The following is an 11,598-nucleotide window of genomic DNA, read 5'->3' as shown; positions in this document are numbered from 1 at the left end:
AAATGTTGTCCAACGTGCATCTGGTAGGCGGCCTCGATATTGCCGAGCTGACGCTTTACCTGTTCTTCGGCTTCTTCCTGTGTCTCGTCTGGTATCTCAACCGCGAGAGCCGTCGCGAAGGCTATCCGCTGGAAGACGATCTTTCGGGTGAAGTGCGGCAGGAGCTGTGGCGGATCGGAGACGATGTGCAGAAGCTCAAGGCGTTCCAGCTCCCGCACGGCCAGGGCACGGTCTATCAGCCCGCCGAGCTTCGCGATCCGATGCCGACGAATGTGCTGCCGCGTGGCTGGTCGGGCGAGCCGCTCGATGTGGTCGGGGACAAGCTGTCTTCGGGGGTCGGTCCCGCGTCGTATGTGATGCGCGCCGATCGTCCGGACATGGACATGTTCGGTCGGCCGCGGATCGTGCCGATGCGCGTTGACGGTCATATGACCGTCGAGGGACGCGACACCGATCCGCGCGGGTTGCCGGTGATCGGCCTTGATGGCGAAGTGGCGGGCACGATCAGCGACCTTTGGGTCGATCGCGCCGAGCATATCATCCGCTATTATGAAGTGGCGCTGACCGGTGGTGGCACGGTGACGATGCCGCAGGCGGTGGCGCGGGTGAAGGCTCGGCATGTGCATTGCGATGCGATCCTCGCAGCGCAGTTCGCGGGTGCCCCGCAGCTGAAGTCGGCTGACCAGATTACGCTTCTGGAAGAGGAAAAGGTCCAGGCCTATTTCGGCGCCGGATATCTGTGGGCGACCGAAGAAAGGGCGGAACCCATTCTGTGACGATGGAGTATGAGATCGAGCCGATCCGCGGGTTGCCGGGGAACCTGCCGAAGGGCGAGTTCATCGTCTGGCAGGGCTCGCCGAACTGGCAGGCCTTTGCCCGGGCGGTGTTCCACACCCGGCTGGTGATTGCATGGTTCGTGTTCGTGGCCAGCCTGGCCTTCGTGGGGGGTGGCACCGGCATTGTCGGCGCCATCACCACGCTGGCGGTGGCGGTGCTCGGTCTCGGCGTGCTCGGCCTGCTGGCCTGGACGGGGGCGCGGGCGACGATCTACACGCTCACCAACCGTCGGCTGGTGATGCGCTTTGGCGCTGCGGTGCCAAAGGCGGTCAACCTGCCCCTGGGCAAGATCGGATCGGCTGATGTGAAGCCGCTCGGCGGCGGCTATGTCGATATCGTGCTGGTACCGACCGAGCGCTTCCCGCTCGGCTGGCTGCAAGCATGGCCGCATGTCCGCCCCTGGAAGGTGGCTGATCCGCAGCCGATGCTGCGCGCCGTGTCGGAGAGCTTCGTGCCGATGCTTGCCGACGCCCTGCGCAGCGCCGACCCTGCCGCCACCGTGCACGCCGAGCCCGATGCGACGCGGCGTGGTGGCATGGAGGCGGCTGCGTGAGCGACTTCCACAACGAGAAGTTTCCGGTTGGTGCGCTTTATGCGGCCGCTGGCCTGATCGGTATCTCGCTGATCGCCGTTTTCAGCGTGCGCGGCGGGCTGATCGAAGGCCGGCCCACGGCGCCCGAAGTCCGCACCGCCAACAATGTGGCAGTGGTCACCGAGCGCGAATTTCGCTTCTCGGACCGCGAGGATGGCGCGCTGGTGATCGCCGATGCGGCAACCGATGCGCCGGTCGTGATTCTCGAGCCTGGCTCGAACACCGGCTTCATCCGCGGCGTGATGCGCGGGCTGATGCGCGAGCGGGTGCTTCGGGAGGCCGACCGCGCTTCGCCGGTGCGTGTCACCGAATGGGCCGATGGCGCCCTGACGCTGACCGATCTCGGCACCGGTCGGATCATCGAGCTGGGCAGCTTCGGGCCGGACAATCGCCGTGCCTTTGCTGCCATCCTGGCCGGCGAGCAGCCGCCGATCCCGAACAACCTGCCCAATTTGCGGGCCAGCCTGCCGGCAACGGCGGCGGCTTCGGAAAAGGGCCCGGCGTGATGGCGCTGTTCGGTGGCCAGAGCTTCGAGACGGGTTGCACGATTTCGGTGGCGCACACGGCGTATGAGTTGCACGCGCATGTCGAGCTCGATGGCAATGTGCCGATCGGGCCGGGGGACCGGGTGCTCGTGCATGGCGCGCCGGTGACCCTGCCCTTCGGCGGCGAACTGACGCTGCGCCGCACGGCGACGGTGCGCAGGGCCGGCACGCTGGAGCGCATGTGGACGAAGTTGCGCGCCCAGTTCGACATCACCGAGCTTTACGAGATAACCTTCACGTCGGAGAAGCCCCGATGAACGCACACACGAAGATCAGCCCGTCCGGTCCGGTGACGCAGGAAGATGCGGTCGCGATGGCGACGCAGGACACGGTGCTGTCGCCGCGATTCTACACGACCGATTTCGAGGCGATGGACCGGATCGACGTGACGCCGGTGCGTGCCGAATGGGACGCGCTGATCGACGAGATGAAGGCCGATGGCAACAAGCGGCACTTCAAGCGCACGCCGGAATTCGACGGGGTGATCGAGAATCTCGAGCCTGAGCTGCGCCGCGAGTTCACCGACTTCCTCGTCTCGTCGATGACGTCCGAGTTCTCGGGCTGCATCCTTTATGCCGAGATCGCCAAGCGGGTGAAGAACCCCGACGCCAAGCAGCTGTTCAAGCTGCTGGCGCGCGACGAATCGCGTCATGCCGGCTTCATCAACGACAGCCTGAAGGATGCCGGCATCGGTATCGACCTGGCGTTCCTGACGAAGGCCAAGAAATACACCTACTTCAAGCCGAAGTTCATTTTCTACGCGACCTATCTGTCCGAGAAAATCGGCTATGCACGCTACATCACCATCTACCGCCATCTGGCACGCAATCCGGACAAGCGCTTCCACCCGATCTTCAAATGGTTCGAGCAATGGTGCAACGACGAGTTTCGCCATGGCGAGGGCTTTGCGCTGCTGATGCGCGCCGACCCCAAGCTGTTGACCGGGCTCAACAAGCTGTGGATCCGTTTCTTCCTGGTGGCGGTGTACGCGACGATGTATGTGCGCGACCACAACCGGCCGGTGCTGCACGAGGCGCTGGGCATCGACATCAGCGAGTATGATTTCACCGTGTTCCGCATCACCACCGAGATCACCAGGCAGGTCTTTCCGGTGAGCATCGATGCCGATGCGCCGCGGTTCCGCGAATTGCTCGAGGAGATGCGGACGATTTCTGCCGCGATCGACGCCACCCGCGAAGAGTCCGGCCTTGGCGCCAAGCTGAAGCGGGGCATGCTCTCCGCCCGCGCGGCACTCACCTTTGCAAAGCTCTATCTGCAGCCGACGCAAACATCCGAACTGCCGGCCACCATTCGCCTGCAGCCGGCCTGGTAACGCGCCGGCTGGTCCGATGACGGCGCTCCTGTTGCCTTTGCTTTTTGCGACCCTGTTGTGGTTTACCTCGACCGGGCTCGTGCTGTGGCTCGACCGGCTGCCGAGCACGACCTGGCCGGTGAGCATTGTCGCGGCGACGGTGGTGAGCGGCTTTGCGATGGGCGCCATCATCATGACCGCACCGATGGTGGGCGATGGTGCGGCCTATGTCGCCTTTGCCTCGGCGCTGGTGCTGTGGGGCTGGCACGAGATGAGCTTCCTGATGGGTTTCGTGACGGGTCCCAACCGCGCGCCATGTCCGCCCGATGCGCGGGGCTGGCGGCGCTTCCGGCTGGCCGCCGGCACGCTGATCCATCATGAGGTGGCGATGTTCGCCACTGTGCTGGTGATGGCGGGGGCCACCTGGGGCCAGCCGAACCAGACGGCAACGCTCACTTTTCTCCTGCTCTTCGTCATGCGACTATCTGCCAAGCTTAACATCTTTGCCGGCGTGCCCCATCTGAGCCTCGAAATGATGCCCGATAGGATGCGATACATGGCGAGCTACTTCCGGGTGGCGCCGGCCAGCTGGTTCTTTGTTGCCAGCCTCGTGGCGATCGCCGTTGTGGCGGCATGGCTGGGGAATGCAGCACTTACGGCGCCCTCGGGGCTTGCCACAGGCTATGCGCTGGCCTTCGCGCTGGTGGTTCTGGCGTTCATCGAGCATGGCTTTCTGGTGGTGCCCTGGCAGGATACCTCGCTGTTCCGTTGGGCGATGCGCAATCGACACGGAGCGAAACTTTCAGCACAACAGACAACAAAACATCAACAATCGACACTTGCGGCCTTGGATACGGTGCGGCAATAAGTCTCGGGGAGATTCTGATGGACTATGAAGCGCACTTCCAGGCCGCGCTCGATGGCTTGAAGGAAAAAGGCAACTACCGCGTGTTCGCGGAGCTGCAGCGGCAGAAGGGCGCTTATCCGCGCGCGACCCGCTTTACCGACGAGGGCACCCAGGAGGTGACCGTCTGGTGCTCGAACGATTATCTCGGCATGGGGCAGCACCCCGATGTCATCAGCGCAATTCATGAGGAACTTGATCGTTCCGGTGCGGGTGCCGGCGGCACACGAAATATTTCAGGCACCATGCATGTGCACCGTCAGCTGGAGCGCGAGCTCGCCGACCTGCACGGCAAGGAAGATGCGCTGCTGTTCACCTCGGGCTATGTGTCCAATTGGGCAGCGCTTTCCACGCTCGCCTCGAAGCTCCCCAATTGCGTGGTGCTTTCCGATTCGCTCAACCATGCCTCGATGATCGAAGGCATTCGCCACAGCCGCGCCGAATGCCTGCGCTTCAAGCACAATGACGCCGCGGATCTCGACCGGCTGCTCAGCGGTATCGAGCCGGGCCGGCCGAAGCTGGTGGCCTTCGAGAGCGTCTATTCGATGGACGGCGACATTGCGCCGATCAAGGAGATCATCGAAGTTGCCGAGAAGCATGGCGCCATGACCTATATCGATGAAGTCCATGCCGTGGGCATGTATGGCCCGCGCGGCGGCGGCGTCGCCGAGCGCGAAGGGTTGATGGACCGGCTGACGGTGATCGAGGGCACGCTGGCCAAGGCCTATGGCGTGGTGGGCGGTTATATCGCTGCCTCCAAGGCGCTGTGCGATTTCGTGCGCAGCTTCGCCAGCGGCTTCATCTTCACCACTGCACTGCCGCCGGCGATCGCTGCCGGTGCCCTGGCCAGTGTCCGGCACCTGAAGGCGAGCCCGTTCGAGCGCAAGCGCCAGCAGGAGCGGGTGGCCAAGGTCCGTGCAGCGCTTCGCGCCATGGGTATCCCGCAGCTGGAAAACCCGAGCCACATCATTCCGGTGATGGTGGGAGACGCCAAGAAGGCCAAGATGATCTCCGACTGGCTGATGGAGCATCACGGCATCTACGTGCAGCCGATCAATTATCCGACCGTGCCGGTGGGCACCGAGCGGCTGCGGATCACGCCGTCGCCGGTGCATTCGGACGATGACATCGATCGGCTGGTGAAGGCGCTGTCGGACATCTGGGGCCAGTGCGCGCTCCACAGGGTCGAAGCCGCCGCCTAGCACGGACCCTCAGCAGGCGAAGCTCAAGCGCTGGCGACCCGGTCGCCGGCGCTGTTTCTGCGACTGTGTTCCCGCGGCTCTTTTCCACGATGGGACTGGATGATTTTCCTGCGATCGCCAGGGCGCAGCACGCACCGCTGATATCGGCCCTGCCGCACTTTGTTACGTTTTTTTGGCGGGATCGGAAATGATCTGCGTCTGAAAGGGCGGGTACGGCATTTTGCCGGCAGAGAGGGGCAATTGATGAGCATTGGGGGTCGGTTGTACGGGCTTGGGTTGAAGTCCGTTGCGATCAAGTCGTTGGGGATGAGTTCGCTGGCGGTGATGGCCGTCGCACTGGTGGCCACGCCGGCGGTTGCGGCACAGCAGGTGCGCAAGTTCGACATCGCGAGCAACGAGCTTGCAAATGCCCTCAACGCCTATGCCCGGCAGGCCAACCAGGAGATCATCTTCTCGAGCGCTCTGGTGGCGGGCAAGCGCTCGCGCGGGGTGCAGGGCAACATGGCCCCCGGCGCGGCGCTGGACCTGCTGCTGCAGGGTACGGGACTGCGGGCCGAGGGGGATTCGATCATCACCCTGCGGCCGGTCGAGCCCCAGCGTGTCGGCTTGCGGCCTGCCGCCTATCAGCCGGCCGAGGCTGCCCCGGCGCCTGCTGCCCGCCCGCCTGTTGCTGCGCCGGTGGCGGAGGCCGAGGCGGCCCCCGAGGTGCAGGAGATGGTGGTGACCGGGTCCCGAATCATTCGGGATGGGACGAATGCGCCGGTGCCGACCACGGTCGTATCGGCTCAGGACATTCTCGAGCGCAACCCGACCAATATCGCCGATTACATCAACCAGTTGCCCTCGATCGGGCAGGGCAACTCGCCGCGATCGACCACCTTGTTCGCCAATGCCACCGGCGGTGCCAACCAGATCAGCGCCCGCGGGCTCGGCGTGAACCGCACACTGGTGCTGCTCGATGGCCGCCGCGTTGTCGGCTCGGGGTTGCTCCCCGCGGTGGACATCAACCTGCTGCCGCAGAATCTTGTCCAGCGGGTCGATGTCGTCACCGGAGGCGCTTCGGCGGCCTATGGCTCGGACGCCGTGGCCGGTGTCGTCAACTTCATCCTCGATACCAAGTTCACCGGGCTCAAGGGCACGGTCAACTATGGCATCACCAGCCGGGGTGACGGGCAGGTTGTCAGTGGCGACCTCGCCTATGGCAAGGCCTTCTCGGGTGGCCGTGGCCATGTGCTGCTGAGCGGCAACTACTACAAGGGCGACCGGATCGACTTCTTCGATGCGCCGCGCGACTGGTTCCAGCCGGGCTTGCGCCTGCTCGACAACCCGACCTGGACGGCAACCAATGGCCAGGCCGGGCAGATCGTGCGCACCGATGCCGGGCTCAACAGCACGCCGGGGGGCGTCATCAACGCCGGACCGCTGCGGGGCACCGCCTTCGGCCCGGGCGGCTCGATCCAGTCGTTCATCTTCGGCCCGATCCAGCAGGGGCAGAACCAGGCCGGGGGCACGGTGGAGCCCGCCTCGATCCGCGGCGCGCTGCTGCCCGACGACACCCATTGGAGCGTCTATGGCCGGCTGAGCTATGAACTGACCGACAATATCACCGCCATTCTCGAGGCAAGCTACGCCGGCAACGACACCATCAACTGGTCCGCCGTCTACAACAGGCAGGGCACGGCGGGGGTGAACATCACCCGGGACAACCCCTTCATCCCGCTGCAGACCCAGGCGGCGATGGATGCCAATGGCGTCACCTCCTTCCGCCTGAACCGGCTGTTCTACGATGTGATCAACCGTCCCGGCGAGCATATCGGCGAGGCCGGCTACAACCGGCGGCAAGACCGCATCCTGCTGGCACTCGAGGGCAAGTTCCTCGATAGCGGCCGGTGGCGCGCCTATTACCAGCGCGGGCACAGCAAGGTTTGGTACACCCGCGACAACAACATCATCATCGATCGCTTCAACCAGGCCACCGATGTGACCAGCAACCCGGCGGTCGGCGGCGTGGCGGGCGTTGCTGCCGGAACGCCCATCTGCCGGTCGTCGCTCACCAGCCCGACCAATGGCTGCGTGCCGATGAACGTGTTCGGTGAAGGATCGCCGAGTGCGGGCTCGATCGCCTATGTGACCGGCGAGGACAGCGGTTTCCGCACCCGGCAGGACCTCGACATCAACCAGGACGTCTGGCTGATCGATGCCCAGTACAACCCCTTCTCGACCTGGGCAGGGCCTGTGTCGGTGGCGGCGGGCTTCGAGTATCGCACCGAATCCTTTACTGCGACCTCGGACGATATCTCGCTGGCATCGCGCTGGTTCGTGGGCAATCCCAAGCCCGGTGGTGCCGGTTACAATGTGAAGGAACTCTTCGGCGAAGTGCTGGTGCCGCTGCTCGATGATTCGCCGGTGGGCAGCCTCGAAGCCAATGGCGCCGTCCGCCGTACCGACTATTCGACGAGCGGTGCGGTGACGACCTGGAAGCTGGGGGCAACCTATGGCATCGGCGACCTGCGGCTCCGCGGGACCCGGTCGCGCGATATCCGGGCGCCCAATCTCAACGACCTGTTCGCGCCGGCCAGCCAGTTCGTCAACGCGTTCCAGGATCGCAGCCAGCCGAACAGTCCACAGGTTGCCAATGTGACGCTATCGGGCGGCAACCCGAACCTGACGCCGGAAATCGCCGACACATGGACTGTGGGCGGCGTCTATCAGCCGAGCTGGTTGCCGGGCCTGAGTGCCTCGGTGGACTGGTACAAGATCGACATTCAGGATGCGATCTTCGGCGTGGGTGGCCAGTTGCTGATCGACCTTTGCTATGGCTTCAACCGGCCGGTCAATCCGGCGGCGTGCCAGTCGATCGTGCCGGTTCCGGGGGCGGTCGGTCTTGCCGGCGCGACGCTCTTCACGAGCGGCATCAACGCGCAGAATGTTGCCGTGGAAGGGATCGACTATGAGCTGAGCTACCGTGCGCAGCTGAGCGACATTGCCGACAAGCTGCCGGGTGCGCTCAACATGCGCCTGCTGGTGTCGCAGCGACTTCGGGATGAGACCAACCTGCCGGGCGACAGCCAGCCGCCGACGCTGGGCACCTTCAACAGCCTGAAATGGCGCGGCTTCCTGACGACCACCTATTCGGTGGGCGCCAGCCGCACGACGGTGACGACGCGGTATCTGGGCAGCGGCACGATCACCAACCAGCCCGAAACCAGCCGGACCGGCATTCCGGCCACGGCGAACCGCGTGCCTGCAGTCTGGTATTTCGAGCTGGCGCAGAACTATGATGTGAAGATTGCCGGGCGCACGGTCACGGTGTTCGGGGTGGTGGAGAATTTGTTCGATCGCGATCCGCCGCCGATCCCTTCGAGCGGCACATCGTTCGGCACCTCGCCGATCTATGACCTGCTCGGCCGCAGCTTCCGACTGGGTTTCCGCTTCAAGATCTGACGATGTGCCGGGGTGCAAGGCCCGGCCATCCCGCGAAAAAGGCCCGTGCCGGATATCCGGCACGGGCCTTTTTGCTGTCGGCAATGTGCCGGGGTCAGGGCCGACGCACGGCGCGTCCACCGAAGGTGGCGATGCTGGCGGCACCGCTCGCCGACAGGGCCGATACGCCGACAAAGGTATCGTCGACGATCATGTCCTTGAGCACGGTCTCGGTGGCCGACGCCGGCACGTCGCGGCTCTGCTGCCAGTCCTGCGTGTCGTTGCGCCGCCAATGCACGCGGTAGCCGGCGGCACCGGCGACCGGGGCCCAGACCACCTTGATGTCGCTGCCGAGCGCGCCCTGCAGGGCTACGGACTCGGGTGCCGCCGGGGCGGCAGCCAGGCGGCGGATGCTGGCCACGTTGATCGCGGTCACCTTGGCCAGATAGGCAAAGTCCATCTTGTCGACGGTGTCGCCGAACTCGATGCCGTTTTCGGTGCGCAGGTCCTGGTGCTGTTCGTTGTAATTCTCGATGCCGACCGAGAAGCGCACCGCCGGATAGCCGAGGCGCAGGAAAGGCTCATGGTCACCACCGCGGCCGAAGCGATCGGGCCGGCGGACGATGACCACGTCGAGGCCGCCGCGAATGTCTCCGGCGACATGGTCGATTGCCTTGGCGAGGGCGCGGCTGGGGCCATCATCCTCGGCGCCATTGGCGCGGCGCAGCAGCTGCTCCTGCGGCGTCTCCGAGGTGCGCAGCCCTTCCGAGAACACCCGCACCCGGTCGGTGACGCGCTGCCCGGCCATGCCGCGCGTGCCACCGACGATATCGTTGTTGAGCACGGCACTCACCACCCAGCCGCGCTCCTTGGCAGTCTCGGCGAGCAGCGTGCCGCCGAGCAGCCCCTGCTCCTCGCCGGAAAGGGCGGCGTAGATGATCGTCGCGTCGAACTTTTCCTTCGACAGCAGCCGTGCGGCTTCGATCACCAGCGCCACACCGGACGCATCGTCATTCGCACCCGGTGCATCGGCGGTGGCGTTCATCACGTCCGACACGCGGCTGTCGATATGCCCTTGCACGATGACGACGCGGTTCGGATCGCGGCCGCGCTGGATGCCGAGCACATCGACGACCTTTGCACCCTTGGGCGTGCGATCGTTGGTGAACACCCGCTCGATCGATTCGGTGGTGATGCAGCCGCCGCAGCCCGAACCGATCCGCTGCATCTCGCTCGCGTACCAGCGGCGGGCTGCCCCGATGCCGCGGGTGGGGTGCTCCGCATCCGAAAGCGTATGGCGGGTGCCGAAGCTCACCAGCTTCTCGACATCGGCCTTGAGCCGGCCGGCATCGGGGGCGGCCTGTGCGGCTAGCGGGGCGGGCAGCATGCACTCTGCGAGTGCCAGATAGGTCAGGGTTTTCTGCATGGAATCATCTCTTTGTCTTGCGCGTGAAATCGATGGATGGCGGTGCCGGCATACCCCTTGCCTACATGGCGGCCACCCTGGCGCCGGCGCGGGTGATGATCAACCGGCCCTGCCGATCGGGGCGAACCTCGATCGGCAAGGTCAGCTTGAGCGCTTCGATGAAGGCGGTTTCGTCGCTCACCCGGAACATGCCGTTGATCCGCAGATCGGCAACCGACGGATCGACGATGATCTGCAGGTCGGCGTTGCGGTTGATCTCCTCGACGGCAGTTGCCAGCGGCTCATCCTCGAAGAAGAACTGGCGCTCGGCCCAGGCAAGGGCGTTCTGGATGTCGACACTGCGCAGCAACGGCGTCGCGCTGCCGGCAACCGCCACGAGCTGCTGGCTCGGCTTCAGTATCTGTTGCGGCAGCCGCGGGCCGCCCGCCGCGGGGCGCACGGCCACCGAACCTTCCGCCAGCGTCACGCGCAGTTCCCGGGGGGTCACGCGCACGTCGAACAGCGTGCCAAGGGCAGTGATTGTCCGGTTGCCGGCCTTGACCACGAACGGACGACCTTGATCCTTCGCCACCTTGAACAGCGCACGGCCGCCGACCAGCCGGATATCCCGGCGATGTTCACCAAGCCGCACTGCCATTCGCGTGTTGCCATCGAGCGTCACCAGCGAGCCGTCGGCCAGTGTCACCCGCGTCCATTCGTGCGGCCTGGTGGCGTAGATCTGCTCGTCGACCTGTTCGGCAACGACAGCCAGCCCCGCCTCCTGCTTCGGAAGCGCGCCAACAGTGACGATCGCGGCAATGCCTGCCGCCAGCGCCAGCGCGCCCGCCATCCGGCGCCGCCTGCTTGCATGAACGGTGTTCCGTGCTTCATCGCGCAGTGCGCTCAGTTCGGGCAGATCGGCATGGGCACGAAGCGTGCGTAGGGCGGATTGCAGCCGATCATAGGCGCGCTGATGCTCGGAATCCTGCTGCAGCCATGCCTGGAATGCCTTGTGATCGGCGTCGGTGGTGCGGGCACCGCGCAGCCGGGCATCCCAGGCGGCGGCGGCCTCATCGGGATTGTCGCCAAGCCAGCTCATCGGACGTTCCGCAGGCGGTGGAGGAGGTGGGCATTGGCCTTGGCCATGTGCTTTTCGACCGTGCTCAACGACAGGCCCATGCGCCGCGAGATCTCGACCTGCGCCACGCCATCGAAATGATAATGGCTGAACACGATGCGGACGGCCTCGGGCGGCACCGTCAACTTGCTGCGGTCGGGTGCGAGGAAAGACGCGATGCCGGAATTGGGCGTAATCATGCGGCCATTGCGACGCCGGTCACCTCGGCCCAGTGCGTGAACGCCTGGGTGCGGGCAGAGC

Annotated in this window: 11 protein-coding genes; 8 read left to right on the top strand and 3 right to left on the bottom strand. The window is 65.2% G+C overall.

Features of this window, described 5'->3' with window-relative positions:
* Positions 1 to 2 precede the first annotated feature (2 nt).
* From puhA to FHS79_RS06960, 8 genes are all read left to right on the top strand, one after another.
* Positions 3 to 776, top strand: coding sequence for a photosynthetic reaction center subunit H (gene puhA / locus FHS79_RS06995; RefSeq protein WP_184197480.1), 774 nt, complete (start codon positions 3 to 5; stop codon positions 774 to 776).
* A gap of 2 nt (positions 777 to 778) precedes the next feature.
* The gene (gene puhB / locus FHS79_RS06990; RefSeq protein ID WP_243452742.1) at positions 779 to 1,390 is read left to right on the top strand and encodes a photosynthetic complex putative assembly protein PuhB; all 612 of its coding nucleotides are present in this window, start codon (positions 779 to 781) and stop codon (positions 1,388 to 1,390) included.
* Entirely contained in the window at positions 1,387 to 1,935 is a 549-nt protein-coding gene (gene puhC / locus FHS79_RS06985) for a photosynthetic complex assembly protein PuhC (protein WP_184197474.1), read from the top strand. Before puhB ends, puhC begins: the two co-directional genes overlap by 4 nt.
* Positions 1,935 to 2,231: a hypothetical protein gene (locus FHS79_RS06980; protein ID WP_184197885.1), complete on the top strand. Its 297-nt coding sequence runs from the start codon at positions 1,935 to 1,937 to the stop codon at positions 2,229 to 2,231. Before puhC ends, FHS79_RS06980 begins: the two co-directional genes overlap by 1 nt.
* Positions 2,228 to 3,307 carry a magnesium-protoporphyrin IX monomethyl ester (oxidative) cyclase gene (gene acsF, locus FHS79_RS06975; protein ID WP_184197471.1) on the top strand — a complete coding sequence of 360 codons (1,080 nt, stop codon included), beginning with the start codon at positions 2,228 to 2,230 and terminating at the stop codon, positions 3,305 to 3,307. The genes FHS79_RS06980 and acsF overlap by 4 nt, the downstream gene beginning before the upstream one ends.
* Positions 3,308 to 3,323: 16 nt before the next feature.
* Complete coding sequence (puhE, locus tag FHS79_RS06970) at positions 3,324 to 4,154, top strand: putative photosynthetic complex assembly protein PuhE (RefSeq protein WP_184197468.1); 831 nt, start codon at positions 3,324 to 3,326, stop codon at positions 4,152 to 4,154.
* A gap of 17 nt (positions 4,155 to 4,171) precedes the next feature.
* Complete coding sequence (gene hemA / locus FHS79_RS06965) at positions 4,172 to 5,392, top strand: 5-aminolevulinate synthase (RefSeq protein WP_184197465.1); 1,221 nt, start codon at positions 4,172 to 4,174, stop codon at positions 5,390 to 5,392.
* 306 nt (positions 5,393 to 5,698) lie between these two features.
* Positions 5,699 to 8,836, top strand: coding sequence for a TonB-dependent receptor (locus FHS79_RS06960; protein WP_207792255.1), 3,138 nt, complete (start codon positions 5,699 to 5,701; stop codon positions 8,834 to 8,836).
* Between the two features lie 94 nt (positions 8,837 to 8,930).
* On the opposite strand, the gene FHS79_RS06955 is transcribed toward FHS79_RS06960, so the two are convergent.
* The 3 genes from FHS79_RS06955 to FHS79_RS06945 all read right to left on the bottom strand — a co-directional run.
* Positions 8,931 to 10,241 (bottom strand): M28 family peptidase, encoded by a 1,311-nt coding sequence (locus FHS79_RS06955; RefSeq protein ID WP_184197459.1) that lies wholly within the window; start codon positions 10,239 to 10,241, stop codon positions 8,931 to 8,933.
* 61 nt (positions 10,242 to 10,302) lie between these two features.
* The gene (locus FHS79_RS06950; protein WP_184197456.1) at positions 10,303 to 11,319 is read right to left on the bottom strand and encodes a FecR family protein; all 1,017 of its coding nucleotides are present in this window, start codon (positions 11,317 to 11,319) and stop codon (positions 10,303 to 10,305) included.
* Positions 11,316 to 11,598, bottom strand: a 283-nt coding sequence (locus FHS79_RS06945; protein WP_279380432.1) for an RNA polymerase sigma factor, incomplete at its 5' end; no start/stop codon positions are given. The genes FHS79_RS06950 and FHS79_RS06945, both read right to left, overlap by 4 nt.

The organism is Polymorphobacter multimanifer (assembly GCF_014205635.1).
In the GTDB taxonomy this organism is placed as follows: domain Bacteria; phylum Pseudomonadota; class Alphaproteobacteria; order Sphingomonadales; family Sphingomonadaceae; genus Sandarakinorhabdus; species Sandarakinorhabdus multimanifer.
Note: the sequence above shows the minus strand (reverse complement) of the source record. Positions and strands in the feature narration are given on the sequence as shown.

Bases quoted from the DNA above. Each gene is read 5' to 3' on its own strand.
- puhA (WP_184197480.1), top strand. From the start codon at position 3: ATGTTGTCCAACGTGCATCTGGTAGGCGGCCTCGATATTGCCGAGCTG.
- puhB (WP_243452742.1), top strand. From the start codon at position 779: ATGGAGTATGAGATCGAGCCGATCCGCGGGTTGCCGGGGAACCTGCCG.
- FHS79_RS06980 (WP_184197885.1), top strand. From the start codon at position 1,935: ATGGCGCTGTTCGGTGGCCAGAGCTTCGAGACGGGTTGCACGATTTCG.
- acsF (WP_184197471.1), top strand. From the start codon at position 2,228: ATGAACGCACACACGAAGATCAGCCCGTCCGGTCCGGTGACGCAGGAA.
- puhE (WP_184197468.1), top strand. From the start codon at position 3,324: ATGACGGCGCTCCTGTTGCCTTTGCTTTTTGCGACCCTGTTGTGGTTT.
- hemA (WP_184197465.1), top strand. From the start codon at position 4,172: ATGGACTATGAAGCGCACTTCCAGGCCGCGCTCGATGGCTTGAAGGAA.
- FHS79_RS06960 (WP_207792255.1), top strand. From the start codon at position 5,699: ATGAGTTCGCTGGCGGTGATGGCCGTCGCACTGGTGGCCACGCCGGCG.
- FHS79_RS06955 (WP_184197459.1), bottom strand. From the start codon at position 10,241: ATGCAGAAAACCCTGACCTATCTGGCACTCGCAGAGTGCATGCTGCCC.
- FHS79_RS06950 (WP_184197456.1), bottom strand. From the start codon at position 11,319: ATGAGCTGGCTTGGCGACAATCCCGATGAGGCCGCCGCCGCCTGGGAT.